Origin of the sequence: Nocardioides alpinus, from assembly GCF_900112035.1 — a bacterium.
In the GTDB taxonomy this organism is placed as follows: domain Bacteria; phylum Actinomycetota; class Actinomycetes; order Propionibacteriales; family Nocardioidaceae; genus Nocardioides; species Nocardioides alpinus.
The window spans coordinates 315,235-336,741 of record NZ_FOKC01000005.1 but is presented as its reverse complement, the minus strand read 5'-3'; the positions used below and the strand labels follow the sequence as shown (position 1 = coordinate 336,741).

18 protein-coding genes, 1 pseudogene and 1 riboswitch are annotated in these 21,507 nt (G+C 72.4%); of the genes and pseudogenes, 8 read left to right on the top strand and 11 right to left on the bottom strand.

The annotated features are described in order from the left end of the window. The 5 genes and pseudogenes from BM127_RS22290 to BM127_RS13020 form a co-directional block, all read right to left on the bottom strand. Positions 1–1,037: pseudogene (locus BM127_RS22290) on the bottom strand (hypothetical protein); the annotation flags it as partial. A 470-nt stretch (positions 1,038–1,507) separates the two neighbouring features. Next, entirely contained in the window at positions 1,508–2,554 is a 1,047-nt protein-coding gene (locus BM127_RS13035; protein ID WP_231263173.1) for a phosphatase PAP2 family protein, read from the bottom strand. A 21-nt stretch (positions 2,555–2,575) separates the two neighbouring features. After that, complete coding sequence (locus BM127_RS13030) at positions 2,576–3,595, bottom strand: ABC transporter ATP-binding protein (protein WP_231263172.1); 1,020 nt, start codon at positions 3,593–3,595, stop codon at positions 2,576–2,578. Next, positions 3,592–5,229, bottom strand: coding sequence for an ABC transporter permease (locus tag BM127_RS13025; protein ID WP_091199148.1), 1,638 nt, complete (start codon positions 5,227–5,229; stop codon positions 3,592–3,594). The genes BM127_RS13030 and BM127_RS13025 overlap by 4 nt, the downstream gene beginning before the upstream one ends. A gap of 145 nt (positions 5,230–5,374) precedes the next feature. Continuing rightward, entirely contained in the window at positions 5,375–6,457 is a 1,083-nt protein-coding gene (locus BM127_RS13020) for a thiamine ABC transporter substrate-binding protein (RefSeq protein WP_091199146.1), read from the bottom strand. After that, positions 6,447–6,556, bottom strand: a riboswitch (TPP riboswitch). It overlaps the preceding gene by 11 nt. A 40-nt stretch (positions 6,557–6,596) precedes the next feature. Between BM127_RS13020 and BM127_RS13015 the strand changes: the two genes are divergently transcribed. Together BM127_RS13015 and BM127_RS13010 are read left to right on the top strand one after the other, a co-directional pair. Beyond that, positions 6,597–7,496: an alpha/beta hydrolase gene (locus BM127_RS13015; RefSeq protein ID WP_091199144.1), complete on the top strand. Its 900-nt coding sequence runs from the start codon at positions 6,597–6,599 to the stop codon at positions 7,494–7,496. After that, the gene (locus BM127_RS13010) at positions 7,493–7,942 is read left to right on the top strand and encodes a GNAT family N-acetyltransferase (RefSeq protein WP_091199142.1); all 450 of its coding nucleotides are present in this window, start codon (positions 7,493–7,495) and stop codon (positions 7,940–7,942) included. Before BM127_RS13015 ends, BM127_RS13010 begins: the two co-directional genes overlap by 4 nt. Here BM127_RS13010 and BM127_RS13005 read toward each other — a convergent pair. Beyond that, entirely contained in the window at positions 7,896–9,044 is a 1,149-nt protein-coding gene (locus BM127_RS13005) for an aldehyde dehydrogenase family protein (RefSeq protein WP_091199140.1), read from the bottom strand. The genes BM127_RS13010 and BM127_RS13005 overlap by 47 nt on opposite strands. A 131-nt stretch (positions 9,045–9,175) precedes the next feature. Here BM127_RS13005 and BM127_RS13000 point away from each other — a divergent pair, with 131 nt between their 5' ends. The 4 genes from BM127_RS13000 (at position 9,176) to icmF (ending at position 14,981) form a co-directional block, all read left to right on the top strand. Next, entirely contained in the window at positions 9,176–10,399 is a 1,224-nt protein-coding gene (locus tag BM127_RS13000; RefSeq protein ID WP_091199138.1) for an FAD-binding domain-containing protein, read from the top strand. Next, positions 10,392–11,147, top strand: a complete 756-nt coding sequence (locus BM127_RS12995; protein WP_091199136.1) for a helical backbone metal receptor — start codon at positions 10,392–10,394, stop codon at positions 11,145–11,147. The genes BM127_RS13000 and BM127_RS12995 overlap by 8 nt, the downstream gene beginning before the upstream one ends. 9 nt (positions 11,148–11,156) lie before the next feature. Further along, positions 11,157–11,648: a MarR family winged helix-turn-helix transcriptional regulator gene (locus BM127_RS12990; RefSeq protein WP_091199134.1), complete on the top strand. Its 492-nt coding sequence runs from the start codon at positions 11,157–11,159 to the stop codon at positions 11,646–11,648. A 75-nt stretch (positions 11,649–11,723) separates the two neighbouring features. After that, on the top strand, positions 11,724–14,981 hold the full coding sequence (gene icmF, locus BM127_RS12985) for a fused isobutyryl-CoA mutase/GTPase IcmF (protein ID WP_091199132.1): 3,258 nt from the start codon (positions 11,724–11,726) through the stop codon (positions 14,979–14,981). 68 nt (positions 14,982–15,049) lie between these two features. On the opposite strand, the gene BM127_RS12980 is transcribed toward icmF, so the two are convergent. The 3 genes from BM127_RS12980 to BM127_RS12970 all read right to left on the bottom strand — a co-directional run bounded on the left by BM127_RS12980 (position 15,050) and on the right by BM127_RS12970 (position 18,612). After that, a complete protein-coding gene (locus tag BM127_RS12980) occupies positions 15,050–17,218 on the bottom strand; it encodes an ATP-binding protein (RefSeq protein ID WP_175507395.1) in 2,169 nt (722 codons plus the stop codon). A gap of 150 nt (positions 17,219–17,368) precedes the next feature. Further along, on the bottom strand, positions 17,369–18,163 hold the full coding sequence (locus BM127_RS12975; RefSeq protein ID WP_091199128.1) for a SurA N-terminal domain-containing protein: 795 nt from the start codon (positions 18,161–18,163) through the stop codon (positions 17,369–17,371). Positions 18,164–18,222: 59 nt separating this feature from the next. Beyond that, the gene (locus BM127_RS12970; RefSeq protein ID WP_091199126.1) at positions 18,223–18,612 is read right to left on the bottom strand and encodes a hypothetical protein; all 390 of its coding nucleotides are present in this window, start codon (positions 18,610–18,612) and stop codon (positions 18,223–18,225) included. 109 nt (positions 18,613–18,721) lie between these two features. Here BM127_RS12970 and BM127_RS12965 point away from each other — a divergent pair, with 109 nt between their 5' ends. Both BM127_RS12965 and BM127_RS12960 read left to right on the top strand, forming a co-directional pair. Then, the gene (locus BM127_RS12965) at positions 18,722–18,895 is read left to right on the top strand and encodes a CsbD family protein (protein WP_091199124.1); all 174 of its coding nucleotides are present in this window, start codon (positions 18,722–18,724) and stop codon (positions 18,893–18,895) included. Between the two features lie 63 nt (positions 18,896–18,958). After that, entirely contained in the window at positions 18,959–19,525 is a 567-nt protein-coding gene (locus BM127_RS12960) for a carboxymuconolactone decarboxylase family protein (RefSeq protein WP_091199122.1), read from the top strand. 170 nt (positions 19,526–19,695) lie between these two features. Here the strand turns inward: BM127_RS12960 and BM127_RS12955 are convergent, their stop codons facing one another. Both BM127_RS12955 and BM127_RS12950 read right to left on the bottom strand, forming a co-directional pair. Beyond that, positions 19,696–21,123, bottom strand: coding sequence for a gamma-aminobutyraldehyde dehydrogenase (locus BM127_RS12955; RefSeq protein ID WP_091199120.1), 1,428 nt, complete (start codon positions 21,121–21,123; stop codon positions 19,696–19,698). Between the two features lie 25 nt (positions 21,124–21,148). Further along, positions 21,149–21,472, bottom strand: a complete 324-nt coding sequence (locus BM127_RS12950; RefSeq protein ID WP_091199117.1) for a cupin domain-containing protein — start codon at positions 21,470–21,472, stop codon at positions 21,149–21,151. Between the last annotated feature and the right edge of the window lie 35 nt (positions 21,473–21,507).

Genomic DNA, 21,507 nt, shown 5'->3' with positions numbered 1-21,507 from the left:
GGGGTCGGGGTGGGCGTCGGGGTGGGTGTCGGCGTTGCCTGCTGCTGCGCCTCTGCCTGCGCCTCGGCCTCGGCCTCCGCTTCTGCCTGGGCCTGGGCCTCCGCCTGGGCCTGTGCCTGTACCTGGGCCTGTGCCTGGGCCTCCGCTTCCGCCTGGGCCTCCGCTTCCGCCTGGGCCTCCGCTTCCGCCTGGGCCTCCGCTTCCGCCTGGGCCTCCGCTTCCGCCTGCGCCGCGGCGGCAGCAGCCGCGGCGGCTGCCTCCTCGAGCGCGGACTGTCGCTTCTGGGCGAGCCGGACGCTGATGCCCTCGAGCTCGGCGAGCTCAGTGATCAGGTCGGCCTTGGTGGCGGCGACCGCCGCGGCCTGCGAGCCGGCGGCGGACTCGGCCTGCTCGGCGGCGTCGCGGGCCTGCTCGGCCTCGAGCGCAGCGGCCTCGGCCCGTTCCGAGGCCTGGGCGGCGGAGCTGGCCGTCACGTCGGCGACCGCGGACGAGGCGATGAACGAGTCGTACTGCGCGTCGAGCGCCGCCGACGTGTTGCCCATCGTGACGCTGCGGTCGATGAGGGACTCGATGCCGTCGGCCTCGACAACGGCGGAGAGGCCCTGGACCTGGGACGCCTCCTCGTAGGACTGCACGACGGTGTCGGCGTAGAGCTCACGCTGCGCCTCGACGTCGGCCTGGGCGGTGTCGGCGGCGGACTGTGCCTCGGCGGCCTCCTGCGTGGCCTGCTCCGCGCGCCACCGGGCGCCGTTGTAGGCCTCCGCGGCCTGCGCGGCGGCGTCCCCGGCTGCCTCGAGGGCGAGGTCGGCCCGGATCAGGTCCGCCTGGACAGCAGCAACGTCGCGGCCCTTGTCGGCGGCCTGCTCCTGGGCTGCGGCGACGTCGGCCTCGGTCGGGGTTCCGGGCGTACGCCCGTCCTCGTCCGCGAACGCGGCGCCGTGCCCGCCCCAGGCCAGCCCGGCCACGAGCACGACGGCCGTCGCCCAGCGCGACGTCGTACGACGTGTCGCGGGGTGCTGCAGTGGGGCGACGGGCACGGAGGTTCACCTCAGGGGTCTCAGGGCCCGTGCGACTTCCCCTTCGCACGGGCAACTTGAGGCACGCTAGTGAACTTTCGTCACACTGGGAACACTTTGCGCAACATTTTGCCGTTCCGTCGGCGTGTCGACTTGACGAACTACAAGGTTGTAATTCATCGCGGCCCCGTCGGGCCGCCACTGAGGTGGCGGCACATTGCCTCGCACCACCCGCCTTCATCGCGATCTGCCGCCACCCCCGCGAGGCATCCGGTCACCCTGGCGGCGTACGACATCCAGATCGCGCACCCGCATGTCGTCCGCCGCCACCCTCACCAGGCGCCGCAGACCCCGGCCGGCGTACTCCCAACGGTCCCACCAGCGTCTCCAGCCCCACGGGTGGGCGGAGTCCGGCGCTGATCGGCCGTTGCAACGGCCGACCTGCGCGGGAGTCACCGCCTCAGCGGGGACTCCTGCAAAGGGACGACCGCCTACTCGGCGTCGACAGGCACCTGGGAGGTCGTCGAGGTCGGGTGGGACGCCAACCCGTGCCGGTCGAACTTCTGCCCGCTCGCGAGCCCGCCGAGCCAGAAGGCGAAGAGGGCGATGACGACGCCGGCGAGGTCGTCGGCGATGTAGTGCCAGCCGAAGTAGAGGGTGGCGACGACGGTGATCGCGAAGTTGGCCCAGAAGATGATGTGCAGGATCCGGTTGCGCAGCGTGTACTGCACCATCAGCGCGACCAGCAGGGTGATCGCGACGTGCAGGGACGCGAAACCGGCCACCGACTGGACGGCTCCCTCCGCACCGCGGCGCAGCACTCCGTCACGACCGTAGGACAGCGCCTCCATGAGGGCGCTCGACCCGGTGTCGGGGAGGTCGGTGTAGAGGTAGCTGTACTGGAAGCCGGGGCCGAGCGTCGGCAGCGCGAAGTAGGACGCGGTGCCCAGTGCCCAGGCCAGGCACTGCGAGGTGGCGAACCAGTAGCCGAAGGTGATGTTGCGCGACCAGACCAGCCAGGCCGCGAGGGCGAGCGGGACGAGCGGCAGGAACCAGAGGTAGATCGTGGAGAGGAAGTGCGCCGAGATCCCGGTGCCGAAGATCGTGTGCAGGATCGTCGCCGGCTCGTGGCCGAACATCATCGCCCGGTCGATGAGGTGCAGCTCCCGGTCGTACTTGTCCTCGCCCATGATGAAGGGCAGGAACGACTTGAGGTTCCGGTAGCAGACGTAGGTGATGTAGAAGGAGACCAGGCCGAGCACCACGAGGGTGATCCGCTCCCGGTCCCAGTGGGTCCGCACCCGCTCCTTGGCGATGGCCGGCATGAGCGCGACCTTCATCCGCGAGCCCCACAGCGTGCGCGGCAGCAGGTCCAGCAGGAACGCGCCGAGCACGAGCAGCGGTAGCCGCAGCCACGACGGACCGAGGAAGCCCTCCGGGTCGACCAGGGGTCGGTCGAGCGCGAACGACGCCGTCAGAGCCAGCACACCCATGATGGCGGCGACTCCCACGAGCAGGGCATAGGCCGGTCTGTACACGGAGGTCAGTGTAGGGAGCGGTCAAGCGGGGGGCCGGATCGGCAGGACGGCGAGACGTGTCACATCCACGCTCAACCGGACCGCGTCGCCGGGCGACACGCGGGTGCCCAGCGGTGCCACCGCGTCGATCGCGCCGAGGCCGTCCGCGACGACCTTCAGGCGCACCTGCTCCGGCGTCACGCGGGCGGACTCGACGGTCGCGGCGACCTCGCCGGCCTCGTCGACGACCAGAGCGGAGCGGCGTACGGCGACCGCGGGCGCGGCGGGCAGGCCGGCCGCAGCCAGCACGCTCGCAGCCGCGGTGCCGCGCAGCACTCGCGCGTAGCCGAGGAACAGGGCCGTCTCCTCGTCCACCGGTGCACGCCACACCTCGTCGATCGCGCCGGACTGCACCACCCTGCCGTCGCGCATCACCGCGAGCCGGTCGGCGAGCGCGAACGCCTCCTCGTGGTCGTGGGTGACCAGGAGCGCGGTGGTGCCGGCGGCGTGCAGGATCTCGCGCAGGTCGCCGGCCAGCCGTTCACGCAGCGTCGCATCGAGGGCCGACAGCGGCTCGTCGAGCAGGATCAGACGCGGCTCGACGGCGAGCGCCCGCGCGAGGGCCACGCGCTGCCGCTCCCCGCCCGAGAGCGTGCCGGGCAGCCGGTCGTCGTAGCCAGAGAGGCCCACCAGCTCCAGCAGCTCCCGCACCCGCGCGGCGACCCGGGCGGAGGGCGTACGACGGAGCTTGAGGGCATAGGCCACGTTGCGGGCGACGGTGAGGTGGGCGAAGAGCTGGCCGTCCTGGAACATCAGCGCGAAGCCGCGCTTGTGGGTCGGTACGCCGGCGAGGTCGGCGCCGTCGCACCCGATCGAGCCCGACGTGAGCGGCTCGAGCCCGGCCACCGCCCGGAGCAGGGTCGACTTCCCGCACCCGGAGGGACCGAGCACGGCGAGCACCTGGCCGGCTGCGAGGTCGAGCGTCACGTCGTCGACGGCCACGGTGTCGCCGTAGCGGACGGTGACGTCGGTGAGCTGGAGCATCGTCGTCGACCCTGTCATGCCAGCGCCCCCACGCCCGGCACGCGCAGCCGCTCGACCGCGAGCATCACCAGCGTCGTCGCGGCGGCCAGGACCACGGAGGCGGCGAGTGCCATGCCGTAGTTCATCTCGCCCGGGTGGCCGATCAACCGGAAGATCACTACCGGCAGCGTCGGGCTGTCGTCACGGGCGAGGAACGACGTCGCGCCGAACTCCCCCAGCGACGCGGCGAAGGCGAAGCCGCTCGCCGCGAGCATGGGCTTCCAGACCACGGGCAGGTCGACGGTGACGAGCGTGCGCAGCGGCGACGCGCCCAGGGAGGCGGCGGCCTGCCGCTGGCGGTCGTCGATGCCGCCGAGGACCGGGGCCAGCGTGCGGACGACGAGCGGCAGCGCGACGAGCGCCTGCGCCATCGGCACCAGGAGCGGCGAGTCGCGCAGGTCGAGCGGGGGCTGGTCGAGGGTGATCAGGAAGCCGAAGCCGAGGGTCACCGCGCTGACCCCGAGCGGCAGCATGAAGAAGCCGTCGAGCGTCGACCGGACGCGCCGCTCGGCGACCGAGTGCGAGCGGCGGGTGACGATGAGCGCGACCGAGACGCCCACCAGCAGCGCCATCCACGTCGCGTCGACGGCCGTGCGCAGGCTCGTCACCAGCGCCGCGGTCACCGGCACCAGGAGGGCCTGGTTGTCGCCGGTCGTGGTGAGCGCGCGGTAGTTGGCCAACCCCCAGCCGTCGCCCACCGTCAGCGAACCGAGCACGAGGGTGAGGATCGGCAGCAGCATCGCCACGAGGACGACCAGCGTCGCGACGACCGCTGGGGCATCTCCGCGTCGTACGGCGCGCACGGGCGTGACGGTCCGGTGCGCCGTCGGGTCCGGGGTCGCGCGGAGCCGTGCGGCGAGGGCCAGCAGGGCCACCACCACGACGATCTGCAGCACCGAGAGCGCGGCGGCGGCCTGCAGGTCGAAGACGGTGGTGGTCAGGAGGTAGATCTCGGTCTCGACCGTCGAGTAGCGCACACCGCCGAGGGTGAGCACGATCCCGAAGGCGGTCGCGCAGAAGAGGAAGACGATCGTCGCGGCGCCCACGATCGCCGGTCGAAGCGCGGGCAGGGTCACCGTGCGCAGCACCTGCGACGGCGAGGCGCCGAGCGCGGCGGCTGCCTGCCCCGGGCGCGGGTCGAGCGACTCCCAGGCGACACCGACGGTGCGGATCACGACCGCGAGGTTGAAGAACACCAGGCCGCAGATGATCGCGACGGGGGTGCCGTCGAGGTCGAGGAACCCGAGCGGGCCGCCCTCCCCCAGCAGCTGGCGGAAGGCGACGCCGACGACGACGGTCGGCAGCACGAACGGCACCAGCAGCGCCGCGCGCACCGCGGCCCGGCCCGGCAGCGCGAGCCGGTGCAGGACGTACGCCGCCGGCAGGCCCAGTACGACGGCCAGCAGCGTCGCGGCCCCCGAGGACCACACCGTGAACCATGCGACCCGGTGCACCCGCGGACGGGCCAGGACCTCCAGCACCGCACCCGGCGCGAAGCTGCCGTCGACGAAGAAGCCTTCGGAGACCATGCCGGTGACGGGCAGCACGAAGAGGACGCCGAGCACGAGCACCGGGCCGGCCGCCAGCGCCAGCAGGGCGAGGAGGCGCCTCATCGCGCAGTCCCTCGGTTTCGACACGGGACTTCGTCCCTGCTCAACCAGCGGCGGCGACCCGCCGGGACTTGGTCCCTGCTCGACCAGCGCCGGCACCCCGCTGGTTGAGCAGCGAGGAACGAGCGTGTCGAAACCAAGGCCACACTCACCTCGAGATGACGTCCGTCCACTCGGTCAGCCACTGCTCGCGGTTGGCGGAGATCTCCTCGGGCGTGACCTCGTACGGGTCGGTCGGCTGCGGCGCGAACTCCGCCCAGTCGGCCGGCACCGTGGCGTCGGGCATGACCGGGAAGACGTACATCGACTCCGGCAGCGCGCTCTGCACGGCGTCGCCGAGCAGGAAGTCGATCAGCGCCTCGGCGCCGTCCGGGTTGTCCGCACCGGCGAGCACACCGGCGTACTCGACCTGGCGGAAGCACGTGTCGAGCAGCGCCGCAGTCGTGGTCGCCCCGTCGGTGACGGTGAAGGCCGGCGAGGAGTCGTAGGACACGACGATCGGGCGGGTGCCCGTCTCCGAGCCGGCGGTGAAGTCGCCGTAGTAGGCGTCCTCCCAGCCGTCGACGACCTTGGCACCGTTGGCGAGCAGGTCGGTCCAGTACGCCGGCCAGTCGTCGCCGTACTCCGCGACCGTCGCCAGGAAGAACGCCATCCCCGGACTGCTGGTCGACGCGCCGGGCGTCACGAGCAGGTCGGCGTAAGCCGGGTCGGTGAGGTCGGCCAGCGTCCGCGGCGCCTCGATGCCCTCGGCGTCGAACCAGGCGGTGTCGACGTTGACGCACACGCTCGCGGAGTCGATCGGGACGAGGCGGTCGCCGCCTTCGGCCAGGGCGTACTCCGCCGGCGGGGTCAGCGTCGGCGTGACCTCGGCGAAGGCGCCCTCGTCGAGCGGGCGGGACGCGAAGGTGTTGTCGATGCCGAACGCGGCGTCGGCGATCGGGTTGTCGGCGGTGAGGCTGAGCTTGGTGGCGAGCGTCCCTGCGTCGCCGGCGGCGCGGACCTCCAGCTCGTAGCCGGTCTCGGCCTCGAACTGCCGCACGAGCTTCTTGGGCAGGGTGAAGGACTCGTGCGTCGCGAGGACGACGGGGCCGCCGGCCTCGGCGGCCGCGCCGTCGGACGACGAGGTCGCCGGGTCCTGGGCCTCGTCGCCGGTGCCGGCGAGGCTGCAGCCGGCGAGGGCCACAGTGGCCAGCACCGTCGTGAGGGCAGCGCGGACGGATGGTCGGTGCATGGTGACTCCCTATCGCCGGTGCTAACCGGATCAGGTTCGTAGGGTCTGCGGCTGGTCCGCACTCTCAGCACGCCTGCGCGTGCTCCCCTGTCTTGTGGGTCCAGCCTAGCCCCGTGCGCCATGCCCCTACGCTCGGCCCATGCCGAGCCTCCGCCACGCACTGCTGGCCTCCGTCATCCCCCGGCTCCGCAAGGCCGGCGACCTCGAGAGCGAACCCGCCGAGCGGGCCCGCGTCGAGGCGGACCACCGGGCGCAGGTGCGCAGCCTCCCGACCCGGGGGACGCCCGGCTTCGCGAAGAGCTGGGACGTCACCGTCACCGACATCGGGTTCCCGTCCTACGTCCTGACGCCGCGCCACCACCGCGTGCACCGCACGCTCTACTACGTCCACGGTGGCGCGTTCATGGCGCCGATCGACGCAGTGCACGTGCGGTACGCCGCCCGGCTGGCCGAGGCGATCGGCGCACGGGTCGTCCTGCCCGACTACCCGCTCGCGCCCGAGCACACCTGGGCCGACTCCCACGACGCCCTGGTCGCGGACGCTGCGCGCTGGGCCGGGGAGGAGGGCGGGATCGTGCTGGCCGGCGACTCGGCCGGCGGTGGCCTCGCGCTCGCGATGGCGCTGTCGATGCGCGACCGGGGCCTGGCACCGGCGAGCCACCTGGTGCTCCACGCGCCGTGGGTCGACCTCACCACCTCTACCCCCGAGACCCGCGAGGTCGACGCGATCGACCCGTGGCTCTTCTACAGCAAGCTCCAGGCGTACGCCCTGTGGTGGGCGGGCTCGACCGACGACCTCGGCCGACCGGAGGTGTCCCCAGCCCTGGCCGACCTGGCCGGACTGCCGAAGGCGCTCATGCTCTACGGCACGCGCGACCTCCTCCACCCCGGCTGCCGGCTGCTGGCGCGACGCGCAGCGGAGGCCGGCTGGGACCTGACGTCGATCGAGGAGCCGGACCTGATCCACGTCTACGGCCTGCTGCCCCTCATCCCGGAGGCGCGGCGCGCCTTCACCCAGGTCGTGGACTTCCTGCGATGAGCGTCCGTGTCCTGACCGTCGGTTTCGACGGCCTCGCCCCGCGGACGGCGTACGACGTGTGGCGGCTGCGGCAGCAGGTCTTCGTCATCGAGCAGGACTGCCCCTACCCCGACCTGGACGGCCGCGACCTCGAGGAGGCGACCCGGCACGTGGTGCTGCTCGAGGACGACGCGGTCCTCGGCACCCTCCGCGTCCTTGACGACGGCGACTGGGCGCGGATCGGACGGGTCGTCGTGGCGCCGTCGGCCCGCGGACGCGGCCTCGCCGGGCTGCTGATGGACGAGGCGATGGCGGTGTGCGGCGCACGCGAGGTGCGGCTCGACGCGCAGACCGGGCTGACCGGCTTCTACGCGGCGTACGGCTTCGAGGTGACGGGTCCTGAGTTCGACGAGGACGGGATCATGCATGTCCCCATGACGCGGAACGCCGGTCGGCCACGACCATGAGCACGGGGCCGAGCACCTCCTCGCGCACCAGCCGCGACTGACGGTCGAGCCCGCTGATGACGGTCGGCGGGACCCACCAGCCGTCGCGGTCGAGGGCACGTCCGCCGACCTCCATGGTGCCGCCCTCCGCGCGCGCGAGGTCGAGGTAGCGCAGGACCCGGGCGCGGGCGACCGTCGAGCGCAGTGGGCCGCAGAGCGTGTCCGGCCCGGCCGGGTCACCGACGACGACCTCCGCCATCGTCGCGACGGCCGCGTCCACCGCCTCGGCGTGACGGTGCGCCGGCACGACGACGCTCGACGGCAGGCGGCACCCCTGGCCGGCGTTGGCGGCGACGCTGACGGCAGCGGCCGCGACGACGGCAGCCAGGTCGCCGTCGTCGGGAGCGTGGATGGTGCGCGGACCGCCGACGTCGAGGCGTACGCGCTTGCCCGCGCGCTCGCCCGCGACCTGGACCCGCTCCGCGGTGACGGCCGAGCCGGTGAGGGAGACCTCGTCGACGCGGTCGTCGAGGGTGAGCGCGATCGCGACGTCGACGTCGCGCGTGGAGACGACGTTGAGCACACCGCGCGGCAGGATGTCGAGGCCGATCCGGCCGAGCTCGAGGGCCGCGCTGGCCGCCTCGGGGGCCGGCTTGAGCACGACGGTGCCACCGGCGACCAGCACGCGTCCGATCTCCTCGATCGCGACGGCCAGCGGCGAGGTGGCCGGCGTGATCACCGCCGTGACGCCGGGCGGCTCCTGCTGCCGGTCGGCGCGCAGGCCGGCGATCGGAGCGTCGACGTGGGCTGCGCGCAGGGCGATCGGCACGCCGGTCTCGGCAGCGAGGAGCAGGGCCAGCTCGTCCGAGCGGGCGACCAGCGCCTCCTGGAACCGGAGCACCACCTCGGCCCGGAGCGCCGTGTCGGTGCTCCACTGGGTCTCGTGGAAGGCGCGCCAGGCCGCGTGCACCGCGGCGTGGACGTCCGCGATCCCGGCGTCGGGCACCTGCCACAGCAGCTGTCCGTCGGCCGGGTTGCGGGCCGGGAAGGTCCATCCCTCGGTGGTCGCGCGCTCCACGCCGTCGACGGGCAGCCCCTGCTGCGAACCGGCGTGCTTGCTCATAAGGACAACTCCACCACGTCGCGAGGTCGGCGCCCCTCACCCGGTCGCCCGAAGGCGGACGTGTCCTGGGGAGCACGCCGTCGCGGTCCGGAGGCGCCGGCCGTGTCGGTGCCGGCTGGCAGGGTGAGGGGGTGCCCTCCCTCCCGCCCCTTCCTGACGTCGACGACCGCGCGGCGGTCCTGGCCTGGGTCGGCGCGCACCTGGGGCGGCTGAGCCTCGAGGGGCCAGACGACGTCCGGGCCGGCGGGCACCGGGGCGGGCAGGCGGCCGCCGACGCAGCGCTGGCGACCCTGGACGTCGCGGGCTATGCGCGCTCCCGCTCGACGGTGCTGCCCGAGCAGCGGCGCGGCGCCACCCGGATGTCTCCCTACATCCGGCACGGTCTCGTCACCCTGCCGGACGCGTGGGACGCCGTGGCCGATGCCCCGACGTCCGACCGCCGGCGCTACCGCGACGAGCTGCTGTGGCAGGAGTTCGCCCGGCACCTCTATGCCCGTACGCCGGCCGGCCTGGCCGAGCCGCTGCGCTTCCACCCGCCGCGGCCGCAGGGGTCGCAGGGGTCGCCTGCGTGGAGCGACGAGATGGCGTGCACGTCGTGGTTGCGCGAGGAGCTGGAGGGCGAGGGCTGGCTGGTCAACCAGACGCGCATGTGGTGGGCCTCGCACTGGACCGTCCGGCACGGCCGGAGCTGGCGGGAGGGGGAGGACGACTTCTTCCGGCACCTGCTCGACGGCTCCCGCGCCGCCAACCGCCTGGGCTGGCAGTGGACCGTGGGCGCCGGGACCGGCAAGCCCTACGGGTTCAGCCGCTGGCAGGTGGAGAAGCGCGCCCCCCAGCTGTGCCGCTCGTGCCCGTTGCGGGACGCGTGCCCCATCCAGGGCTGGCCCGATGCCACACCGGGACCGCGCACCTCCGCCGACGTGGGCGCCGGTGGACCGGGCGCCGGTCCGGAGGGCGTCGTACGCACCGGTGACCCGGAGGCCGTTTGGCTGACCGCCGAGTCCCTGGGCGACGCCGACCCCGCCCTCGCCGCCCACCCGGACCTGCCGGTGGTCTTCGTCTTCGACGAGCCCCTGCTGCGCTCGCTGCGCCTCTCCGGCAAGCGGCTGGTGTTCCTCGCCGAGTGCCTGGCCGACCTGGCCGGGCGACGCGAGGTGGACGTCCGTCTCGGGCGCCCTCCCGAGGAGCTGGCCGGCACGCCGGTCGCCGTGACCTTCGCCCCGGTCCCGGGCTTCGGCCGTCACTCCCGGTCCGTGGACGTCGCGCACCTGTTCCCGTGGCCGTGGCTCGAGCGTCCGACCGACCAGCGCCTCACCTCCTACAGCGCGTGGCGCAAGGGGGTAGGTCGTGCGTGACGACCTCGGCGCCGACGTACCGCTCACCGCGCCCGCCACCCGCATCGTCTCGCTCGTCCCTTCCCTGACCGAGGCGCTCGCCGCCTCTGCGCCGGACCGGCTCGTCGGGGCGACCGACTGGTGCACCCACCCCGCCGACCTCGACGTGGCCCGCGTCCGCGGCACCAAGAACCCCGACCTCGCCGCGATCCGGGCCCTCTCCCCCGACCTCGTCGTCGCCAACCAGGAGGAGAACCGGGAGCTCGACGTACGCCGACTCCGCGACGCCGGCGTGAGCGTGTGGGTCACCCGGATCGAGACCGTCGAGGAGTCGCTCGACGCGATGTCACGTCTCCTGACCGCGGCGCTGGGCCTCGATGACCCTGACTGGCTGACGGAGGCCCGCGCGCTCTGGTCGACGCCCGCCCCGCGGCGGCTGTCCGTCGCCGTCCCGATCTGGCGAGACCCGTGGATGGTCGTCGGGTCCTCCACCTACACCGACGACCTCCTCACCCGCGCCGGGATCACCAACGTGCTGGCCCATGGTCCGGCAGCGCGCGACGGGCGCTATCCGACGGTGACGTCCGCGGAGATCGACGGCGCCGGGGCGGACGTCGTGCTGCTGCCGGACGAGCCCTACGTCTTCACCGCCGACGACGGACCGGAGGCGTTCCGCACGCCGACGCAGCTGGTCTCGGGGCGGCTGCTGACCTGGTACGGCCCGGCGATGGTCGAGGCGCACGCCGTGCTGGCGGCGATCGGTGGCTAACCTCCAGCCATGACCCGCGACCCGATCGGCGAGGCCCACCGGCAGTGGGTGGCCCACGGCTGGGCCGACGCTGCGGACGGGATGGCGATGGTGACCTCCGTCGTGCGCGCCCAGCAGCTGCTGCTGGAGCGCATCGACGCCGTGCTGCGACCGCGCGGGCTCACCTTCGCCCGCTACGAGGTGCTGCGCCTGCTGTCCTTCGCCCGCGAGGCGGCGATGCCGATGTCGCGGCTCGGCTCGCTGCTGCAGGTGCACCCGACCAGCGTCACCAGCGCGGTCGACCGGCTCGTGGCCCAGGGGTACGTCGAGCGCGTGCGCGGCGACGCCGACAAGCGGGTCGTGCTGGCGGTCCTCACCGATGCCGGCCGCGACGCGGTCGACGAGGCGACGCTCGCGCTCAACGGCGCGGTCTTCGAGACGCCCGGCCTTCCGGAGCGTGACGTACGCGAGCTGACCGACCGGCTCACCGCGCTGCGGACGGGGCTCGGCGAGTCCCTCTGAGCGGGCGGCGTCCCGGCCGGCGCGCGCTCGGGCTTGTGACTTCCGAGTAATACTTGGATGTCCTACTATCTGGGGATGGCCGCCCTGCACACGCCCACGAACCCGATCCGCCTCGTCACCGCCTCCGCGCTCTTCGACGGCCACGACGCGTCGATCAACATCATGCGGCGGATCTTCATGAGCCAGGGCTGCGAGGTGATCCACCTCGGCCACAACCGCTCCGTGCAGGAGGTCGTCACCGCCGCGCTCGAGGAGGACGTGCAGGGCGTCGCGGTCTCGTCCTACCAGGGCGGGCACGTGGAGTACTTCGAGTACCTCGTCGAGTCGCTGCGCGCCCAGGGCGCCGGCCACGTCCAGGTCGTCGGCGGCGGTGGCGGCGTGATCGTGCCGTCCGAGATCACCCGGCTGCGCGAGTCCGGCGTGACCATCTTCTCCCCCGAGGACGGCCAGAAGATGGGCCTCGTCGGGATGATCAACTCCGTCGTCGCCGACTGCGACGTCGACCTGTGGGCAGCCGGCGCGGTGAGCGCCGAGCAGGTCCTCACGGGGGACCGCTTCGCCGTCGCGCGCGCCCTCACCGGAGCCGAGGCCGGCCGCCTCGACGACGCGATGCTCGCCGAGATCCGCGCCGCTGCGTCGCGCCGCGTCGTGCCCGTCCTGGGCATCACCGGCACCGGTGGCTCGGGCAAGTCGTCGCTCACCGACGAGGTCGTACGCCGCTTCCGCACCGACCAGCAGGACAAGCTCAAGATCGCCGTCATCGCGGTCGACCCCACCCGCCGCAAGGGTGGGGGCGCACTGCTCGGTGACCGGATCCGGGCCAACTCGCTCGACGGCGACCGGGTGTTCTTCCGCTCCCTCGCCACGCGCGGTGCCCACGAGGTGCCCGAGCACCTCGCCGACGTGATCGACGTGATGAAGGCCGCGGGCCACGACCTGGTGATCGTCGAGACGCCCGGCATCGGTCAGGGCGACGCGGGCATCGTGCCGCTCGTCGACCACTCGCTCTACGTCATGACGCCGGAGTTCGGCGCCGCGTCGCAGCTGGAGAAGATCGACATGCTCGACTTCGCCGACACCGTCGCGATCAACAAGTTCGAGCGCCGCGGAGCCAAGGACGCACTGCGCGACGTGGGCCGCCAACTCGTCCGCAACCGCAACGCCTTCGGCAAGCAGCCCCACGAGATGCCGGTCTTCGGCACGAGCGCGGCCACCTTCAACGACGACGGCGTCACCGCGCTCTACCAGCACCTCCGTGCCGAGCTCGCCGGCGCCGGGCTCGAGGTGCAGGAGGGCACGCTGCCGCACGTCGACGTACGCCACTCCTCCGGCATCCGGCAGGTCGTCCCGGCCGACCGGGTCCGCTACCTCTCCGAGATCACCGAGACGGTCCGCGGCTACCACGCGCGTACGTCCGAGCTGGCCGAGGCGGCGCGCAACCTCCAGCGCGTGCAGTACGTCGCCGACCAGCTCTCGACGCCGCTGGTTGAGCAGGGCGACGAAGGAGCCCGTGTCGAAACCAAGGCGCTCGACCAGCTGCTGGACGAGGCCCGCAAGGCCGTCCCCCACGAGGTCGCCGACCAGATCGCCGGCTGGCCGTCCGTCGTGGAGTCCTACTCCGGCGACGAGCAGGTCGTCGTGGTGCGCGACCGCGAGATCCACACCAAGCTCACCAAGGAGTCGCTCAGCGGTAACCCGATCCCGCGCGTCTCACTGCCGCGCTTCACCGACCACGGCGAGCTGGTGACGTTCTGGCGCAACGAGAACCTCCCGGGCTACTACCCCTTCACCGCGGGCGTCTTCCCGTTCAAGCGCGACAACGAGGACCCGGCCCGGATGTTCGCCGGCGAGGGGGACCCGGCGCGCACCAACCGCCGCTTCAAGATCCTCAGCCACGGCAACGACGCGACCCGCCTCTCCACCGCGTTCGACTCCGTCACCCTCTACGGCCGGGACCCCGACCCGCGCCCCGACGTCTACGGCAAGGTCGGCACGTCCGGCGTCTCGGTCGCGACGCTCGACGACATGAAGGAGCTCTTCGACGGCTTCGACCTGGTCGCCCCGACGACGTCGGTGTCGCTGACCATCAACGGCCCTGCCCCCACCGTGCTCGCGTTCTTCCTCAACACTGCGATCGACCAGCAGGTCGAGGCCTTCACCGAGCGGGAGTCGCGCCAGCCCAGCGCCGAGGAGCGCGCCGAGCTGGCGGCGTACGCACTCGCCAACGTCCGCGGCACCGTGCAGGCCGACATCCTCAAGGAGGACCAGGGCCAGAACACCGCTCTGTTCTCCACCGAGTTCTGCCTGCGGATGATGGCCGACATCCAGGAGTGGTTCATCGAGCAGCAGGTGCGCAACTTCTACTCCGTGTCGATCTCCGGCTACCACATCGCCGAGGCCGGGGCGAACCCCATCAGCCAGCTCGCCTTCACCCTCGCCAACGGCTTCACCTACGTCGAGGCCTACCTCGCGCGCGGCATGAAGATCGACGACTTCGCGCCCAACCTGTCGTTCTTCTTCTCCAACGGCATGGACCCCGAGTACAGCGTGCTCGGCCGCGTCGCCCGCCGCATCTGGGCGGTGACGATGAAGGAGAAGTACGGCGCCTCCGAGCGCTCGCAGAAGCTGAAGTACCACGTCCAGACGAGCGGCCGGTCGCTGCACGCGCAGGAGATGGACTTCAACGACATCCGCACCACGCTGCAGGCGCTGATCGCGATCTACGACAACGCCAACAGCCTCCACACCAACGCCTACGACGAGGCCGTGACGACCCCGACGGAGGACTCCGTACGCCGCGCGCTGGCGATCCAGCTGATCATCAACCGCGAGTGGGGCCTGGCGATGAACGAGAACCCCCTCCAGGGGTCCTTCATCATCGACGACCTCACCGACCTCGTCGAGAAGGCCGTGCTGGCCGAGTTCGACTCGATCAACGAGCGCGGCGGCGTGCTCGGGGCGATGGAGACCGGCTACCAGCGGGGCCGGATCCAGGACGAGTCGATGCTCTACGAGCACCGCAAGCACGATGGCTCGCTGCCCCTCATCGGGGTCAACACCTTCGTCAAGGAGTCGGCTGCCGACGCCCAGCCCAAGGAGATCGAGCTCGCCCGCGCGACCGAGGCCGAGAAGGAGTCCCAGCTCTCCCGCGTGCGCGCCTTCCAGTCCACCCACGGCGCCGAGGCGCAGGAGGCGCTGGCCCGGCTCAAGGACGCCGCGATCTCCGGCGACAACGTGTTCGCGGTCCTGATGGACGCGGCGCGGGTGTGCTCGCTGCAGCAGGTGACCGAGGCGTTCTTCGAGGTCGGCGGCCAGTACCGCCGGAACGTCTGAGCCTCGCCGACGCGAGCGAAGCGAGCAGGGTCGACGGTCGCGTCGCAAACCCACCCGGGAGGTGCGACCTAGGCCGTGGCCCGCTCGTCGTCGGGCGTCAGCGCTTCGGGCGTCGGCGCGTCGGGCGTCGGCGCAGGCAGGTCGCTGACCACGGTCAGCTCTGGCGTCGCCGCCAGCACCTCGGGCGTCGCCGCCGTCACCTCGGGCGTCGCCGCCGGCAGGTCGAGACGGAACACAGATCCCGGCCCGGGGTCGGCCGCGAGGCACTCGATGGAGCCACCGTGACGCTGCACGATGGTCTGGCAGATGGCCAGCCCCATGCCGGTCCCGCCGTGCTCGGCGCGGGTGGCGGCAGCGCGGTGGAACCTCTCGAAGATCACCTGCCGCTCGCGCTCGGCGATGCCGACGCCGTTGTCCTCGACGTCGATCACCACGCGGGAGCCGCGTCGTCGTGCGCTCACCCGCACCTGGGCCGGCACGCCCGGGCGGGAGTACTTGACGGCGTTGCCGACGAGGTTGGCGAAGAGCTGCCTGAGCGCAACCTCGTCGCCGCGCACCGCAGGCAGCCCGTCGTCCGGAATCTCGAGCACGTCATCGGGACCGAGGAGCGCTGACGTCCGGGCCAGGGTCCCGTCCGGTCCGGCCAAGTCGACGTCGGTCACCACCAGGTCCCCCGCCTCGGCCACGGCCTGCGCCAGCAGGTCGTCGATCAGGCCGGCCATCTGGATCGCGGACTGCTCCGCGCGCCTGACCGACGCCAGCACGTCGCTCTGGGCGGGAAGGTCGTGCGCAGCCAGCTCGAGCCATGCCCGTACGGCCGTGAGCGGACCCCGGAGGTCGTGCGCGGCCGTCGAGGCGAAGCTCACCAGCGGACGGAGGCCCTTGCGGTGAGCGGTCACGTCCCCGAGCACGAGCAGGACACCCGAACGGCCGTCGTCACTCTGCTGGTTCGCCAGGTCGGCCCGTGACACGGCCAGCACGAGGTCCTCGCCCGACTCCAGCTGCAGCTGCACGTCCCCCACCCCGAGCTCGGCGCGCGCGGAGCTCGCGTCCGCCGCGGGCGGGTGCAGCACGAGCTCCACCAGACCAGCCAGGGCCTCGGCATCCGTGCCACCCGGGCACACCCGGTGGGCCAGACGACGGCTGGCGCCGTTGCTGCGCTCGATGGTGCCGTCGCGGTCGAGGACGATCAGCCCCTCGTCCATGCTCTCGGTCATCTCCCCGAGCAGCTCGGCCTGCTCGGCCGCCCGCGCGCGCGCCTCGCCCATCCGCACCAGCAGCTCGTCGATGCGGTCGCTCAGCGTGCCGACGAACAGGCCGGTCAGCAGCACGGCGACCAGGAACACCTGCGCGACGAGCGTCTGGTGCAACGGGGCCGAGCTCAGGTCCACCGACGGGCCGAGCCCCACCAACGTCAGCAGGAGACCGCCCACCCCGAGTGCGAGCGCGTGGAGCGCGGCGACGAAGGTCGGGAACCGCGCCGCGGACCAGACGGCGAGGGGCATGACGAGGAAGACGAGCGGCAGCGGCTGCAGGAAGACGAGCGGCACCACCACCGTGGAGACCGCCCAGAGCACGACCAGCTCGCGTCGGCTTCCCCCCTGCGTGCGTCGAGGGACGCGCTGGGTGTACCACTCCCACGCCAGGTGCCCGACGCACCCGAAGACCACGATGCCGGTGAACTGTCGGCCGAACCAGGCCTGCGGCACCCAGGCGTCCCACCCGTCACCGGAGACGAACCACACGCCCAGGGTGCCGATGAGGGCTCCCAGCAGGCTGCCGAGGGCGGCTGCTCCGCACACGTAGGCCAGCGAACGGGGTGAGCGGAAGCTCTCGGTGCCGCCCGCGCCGAGGAGCGTGGGACACCACCGGCGGACGAGCGCGACGCTCACCCAGGTCTGGCAGACCAGCGACAGGGACCCGAGGACGACCACGGCGGCAGGCGCGTCGGTCAACCAGGCCACGGACGAATGGATCAGGCCGAGCGGCACCAGCACCCGCCACTGACGCTGCGGCGACTCCGCGAGCAGCCAGAGGATGGCGACACCGGCGCCCGGCCACACCAGGCTCACCGTCTGGCCGTCCACCACGGTGAGGCGCGCCAGGACCGCCAGGACCGCGTAGGCGACAGCGCAGGCCAGCGCCCACCGCGGCGCGAGCGCAGCGCTGTCGGTCGCGGACGGAGGACCGATCCGTGACTCGACGCGTGGGTGCGGGCTCACACGGCTCAGGGGCACGGGGTCCACATTAGTGCCACACGGGGGGAACGGGAGAGCAACATCGCAGAACTGGTCGTCCGGAGACGCAGGTTCGTCCGGCGCGGAACCAGTGGTCGCGCGACCTCAGCGCAGGTGATCCGTGGCGCGAGGCCGGTGCGCACCACTCGATCAGAGGTTGATCGTGATGTCCGCGTCCTCGCGGAGCCCCTCGACCAGGGTCTGGGCGACCTCGCCGACCTTCTGTGAGGTGGCCTGCTCGACGAGCTGGGCCCGGGCCTGGGCGAACGGCGGGATCTGCTGGGCAGCGCCGCCACCCGACTGGGCCGCCTGCTGCTTGACCTGCGCGTAGAGGGCGCGGAGCTCCTTGTCGGTCGGCTCGAGCGGACCGTCCTCGTCCTCGACGAGCTGCTCGACCATCAGCTGGGTCTCGACCTGCTCGAGCGCCTGCTCCTCGGTCACCCCCTGCTCGACGACCGCGGCCAGCAGCTCGTCGGCGGAGCCCATCTGGTTCTGCTCGGCGATGTCGGCGAGCTCGGCGTCGACGTCCTCGTCGCTGACCTCGATGCCGCGCGACTCGGCCTCCTGGGCGAGCAGCTCGGTGTCCACGAGGTTGTCGACGGTCTGCTTCTTGAGCGCCTCCTCGTCGGGGGCCTGGCCGGTCGTCTGCGCCTGCTGGGCAGCCTGGGCGTACTGCGACTCGTAGATCGGGACGAACTCGTCCTTGGTGACCTCTTCGCCGTTGACCTCGGCGACGACGTCCGGGATCCCCTCCAGGTCGGGCTCGGCACCCGCGGGAGCGTCCGCGTCGGCGCTCTCGCTCGTCGAGGGGCTGGCGGAGGCGTCCTTGTCGGCGCTCGCGGAGTCGCTGTCTCCCCCGCCGCAGGCGGAGAGGGTGAGCAGTGCGGTCGTCGCGAGGGCGCCCAGGGCGACACGGGTTCGGGTCGTACGCATCAGGGAAGTCATCGCACCCGACGGTACGCACCCAACCTGAGCGCGACTCTCAGGGTTCCCCGACGGGCGGCTCAGAGGTGGTCGGGGACGATCAGCGCGTCCGGGTCCTGGCGCACCGGCAGCTGCGCCAGCGCCGTACGCACGAGCGTGAGGCGGGCGGCGACCGCCACCTTCTGCCGCAGCCGTCCGACGCCGCTGTCGCCGAGGGTCTGCTCGACCGCGGCGACGATCTGCTCGTCGGTGAAGGTCGGTCGGGTGCCCGCCTCGACCTCGATGTCGGGCAGCGCGAGCATCACGGGCAGCACCTGGCTGCCGACGGCCTCGAGCAGGTGGTAGCGGTCGAGCTTGCTCATCGCCTCCCACGCCGCCTCGTCCGTGGTGCGGCGGCGCGCCTTGCCGCCGGCCACGACCTTGGCGGCGGACGTCACGGCGACGGTCAGCTCGTGCTCGGTGAAACGCATGGGGCCAATATGCCCGAGCAGGAGATCTGACTCACACCCGCGTGACGAAGTCCCGGCTCCGCGCGACCAACTCCCGACAGCACCACCACACCGAGAGAAGGAGCCCACCATGGGTATCGCCGACAAGGCCAAGAACGCCGCCCAGGACATCGCCGGCAAGGCCAAGGAGGTCGCGGGCGACGTCACGAACAACGACGAGCTCAAGGCCGAGGGCAAGAAGGACCAGGCCGCCTCCGACGTCAAGCAGGCCGGCGAGAACGTCAAGGACGCCTTCAAGAAGTGACCTCACAGGCATCATGAGGGCGCCCGGCCTCCGCGCCGGGCGCCGTCACGAGGAGATCACCGCATGCGACTGCCCGACCTGACCCCCGCGGACATGACCGCCGAGCAGCGCGCGCTGCACGACCACATCGTCGGCGGACCGCGCGGCAGCGGCACGCAGCACTTCGCCCTGACCACCCATACCGGCGCGCTGACCGGTCCCTTCGGGGTGATGGTCCACGAGCCCGCTCTCGGTGCCCCGTTGCAGGAGCTGGGCAGCGCGGTGCGCTACGCCACCGGCCTCACCGACCGCGTACGCGAGATCGCGATCCTCGCGGTCGCCGCCGCCACGGGCAGCGCCTTCGAGCAGCACGCCCACGAGCGGGTCGGCCGTGCCGTCGGCCTGACCGACGACGAGCTCGCCGCCGTCGCCGGCGGGACGTTCACGACGACCGACGCGGTCGAGGCGTCGGCGTACGCACTGTGTCGGCGGCTGCTCGCCGACCGCTCGCGCCTCACCACGGAGGAGTACGACGACCTGGCGGGCGTACTCGGCACCACGACGATCACCGAGCTCGTGGTCCTCGTCGGCTACTACCGGACCCTCGCCCAGCTCCTCGACGTCTACGACGTGGGCGTCCCGGACCACTAGCGCCCGATCCGGCCGGGTGTGTCGGACAGGACAAAGTGCCGAACCACCGGCAGCCGCCCGCGTGGCCGGCCCCCCGGGAGCGGGGTTCGTCCTGTCGGACGCGCACGGCGTGTCGGACAGGACGAACCCGCGAGGACGGAACCCGGGCGATGGCGGCCCAGGCGCAGAGGTCAGTAGTGCGCGGTCATCACGTGCTTGATGCGCGTGTAGTCGTCGAAGCCGTAGCCCGACAGGTCCTTGCCGTAGCCCGACGCCCCGAACCCGCCGTGCGGCATCTCGGAGACGAACGGGATGTGGGTGTTGACCCACACGCACCCGAAGTCGAGCTCACGGGTCAGCCGGTCGGCGGTGCCGTGGTCACGGGTCCACACGCTGCCGGCGAGGCCGTACGGCACCCCGTTGGCCATCGCGATCGCCTCGGACTCGTCGTCGAAGGGCTGAACCGTGAGCACCGGCCCGAAGACCTCGTCCTGCACGAGGCGGTCGTCCTGGCGTACGCCGGTCACGACGGTCGGCGCGAAGAAGAAGCCCGTGTCGCCGTGGCGCGCGCCGCCGGTGCGTACGGTCACGTGCTCGGGCAGGTCGGTGAGGAACGCCTCGACCTTGGCGAGGTGCGCGGCGTTGTTGAGCGGGCCGTAGTCGGCCTCGGCGTCCGACGGCGGGCCGGGACGGGTGCCCTCCGCCTCCGCGACCAGCAGGTCGACGAGCTCGTCGTGGACGCTGCGGTGCACGATCACGCGGGTGGCAGCGGTGCAGTCCTGGCCGGAGTTGAAGTACGCGGCCGCCGCGATCAGTTCCGCGGCCCGGGGCAGGTCGGCGTCAGCCATCACGACGACCGGCGCCTTGCCGCCGAGCTCGAGGTGCACGCGCTTGAGCGAACGCGCCGCCGACAGGGCGACCTCGGTGCCGGCACGCACCGAGCCGGTGATGGCGACGAGGCCGGGCGTCGGGTGCTCGACCAGCAACCGGCCGGTCGTGGCGTCACCGTTGACGACGTTGAAGACACCCGACGGGAGGATCGCGCCGGCGATCTCGGCGAGCAGGACGGTCGAGCGCGGGGTGGTGTCGCTCGGCTTGAGCACGATCGTGTTGCCGGCCGCGAGGGCCGGGGCGATCTTCCAGATCGCCATCGCGAAGGGGTAGTTCCACGGCGTCACCTGGCCGACGACGCCGATCGGCTCGCGGCGGATGCTGGAGGTGTGGCCATCGAGGTACTCCCCCGCCGACTTCCCCTCCAGCAGGCGGGCCGCGCCGGCGAAGAAGCGGAGCTGGTCGACGCCCTGGTCGACCTCCTCGCTGGCGATGTAGCGCACCGGCTGGCCGGTGTCGCGGGCCTGCACCTCGCTGATCTCGTCGCGCCGCTCGGCGATCGCGGCGGCGAGGTCGAGCACGTAGGCCTGCCGACGACCGGGCGTGAGCCGCTTCCACGACGCCGACGCGCGCTCCGCTGCGGCGTACGCGGCATCGATCTCGGCTGCCGTCGAGACCGGCGACCGGCCGTCCACCTCCCCGGTGACCGGGTCGACGAGGTCGATGAAGACCTCGGTGGCGGACTCGACGAGCTCACCGTCGATGTAGTTGCGGATCGTCTCGCTCATGTGGGCTCCCTGTCAGCGACGGACATCAGGCGACATAGATCTTGCGGAGGGTCTCGCGGACGACCCAGGTCGTGTGCTCGCCGGCGCGAAGGCGGACCACGGAGCCGGGTGCGAGATCGACGGACTCGCCGTCCTCGAAGGACACCGTGGCCGCGCCGGACAGCACGACGAACACCTCGTCGACCTCGACGTCGGTGGCCGTGCCGGGACTCATCTCCCAGACCCCGACCTCGACCCCGGCCACCGCGGCCAGCGCGCGCGAGCCGGCCTCGGGTGCCCCGTCGACGACGGTCGCCGGGGCCAGCGGTGTGGTCGGCACGGGGGCATCGACGTCGAGGACACGGAACATGTCGTCATCGTCCCCCGGCGACGGGACCAGCGCAG

What these genes read in the sequence shown, in the direction of transcription:
- BM127_RS13030 (WP_231263172.1), bottom strand. Translation starts at nt 3,595, where the DNA reads ATGACAGGGTCGACGACGATGCTCCAGCTCACCGACGTCACCGTCCGC.
- BM127_RS13025 (WP_091199148.1), bottom strand. Translation starts at nt 5,229, where the DNA reads ATGAGGCGCCTCCTCGCCCTGCTGGCGCTGGCGGCCGGCCCGGTGCTC.
- BM127_RS13020 (WP_091199146.1), bottom strand. Translation starts at nt 6,457, where the DNA reads ATGCACCGACCATCCGTCCGCGCTGCCCTCACGACGGTGCTGGCCACT.
- BM127_RS13015 (WP_091199144.1), top strand. Translation starts at nt 6,597, where the DNA reads ATGCCGAGCCTCCGCCACGCACTGCTGGCCTCCGTCATCCCCCGGCTC.
- BM127_RS13010 (WP_091199142.1), top strand. Translation starts at nt 7,493, where the DNA reads ATGAGCGTCCGTGTCCTGACCGTCGGTTTCGACGGCCTCGCCCCGCGG.
- BM127_RS13005 (WP_091199140.1), bottom strand. Translation starts at nt 9,044, where the DNA reads ATGAGCAAGCACGCCGGTTCGCAGCAGGGGCTGCCCGTCGACGGCGTG.
- BM127_RS12990 (WP_091199134.1), top strand. Translation starts at nt 11,157, where the DNA reads ATGACCCGCGACCCGATCGGCGAGGCCCACCGGCAGTGGGTGGCCCAC.
- icmF (WP_091199132.1), top strand. Translation starts at nt 11,724, where the DNA reads ATGGCCGCCCTGCACACGCCCACGAACCCGATCCGCCTCGTCACCGCC.
- BM127_RS12975 (WP_091199128.1), bottom strand. Translation starts at nt 18,163, where the DNA reads ATGACTTCCCTGATGCGTACGACCCGAACCCGTGTCGCCCTGGGCGCC.
- BM127_RS12970 (WP_091199126.1), bottom strand. Translation starts at nt 18,612, where the DNA reads ATGCGTTTCACCGAGCACGAGCTGACCGTCGCCGTGACGTCCGCCGCC.
- BM127_RS12965 (WP_091199124.1), top strand. Translation starts at nt 18,722, where the DNA reads ATGGGTATCGCCGACAAGGCCAAGAACGCCGCCCAGGACATCGCCGGC.
- BM127_RS12960 (WP_091199122.1), top strand. Translation starts at nt 18,959, where the DNA reads ATGCGACTGCCCGACCTGACCCCCGCGGACATGACCGCCGAGCAGCGC.
- BM127_RS12955 (WP_091199120.1), bottom strand. Translation starts at nt 21,123, where the DNA reads ATGAGCGAGACGATCCGCAACTACATCGACGGTGAGCTCGTCGAGTCC.
- BM127_RS12950 (WP_091199117.1), bottom strand. Translation starts at nt 21,472, where the DNA reads ATGTTCCGTGTCCTCGACGTCGATGCCCCCGTGCCGACCACACCGCTG.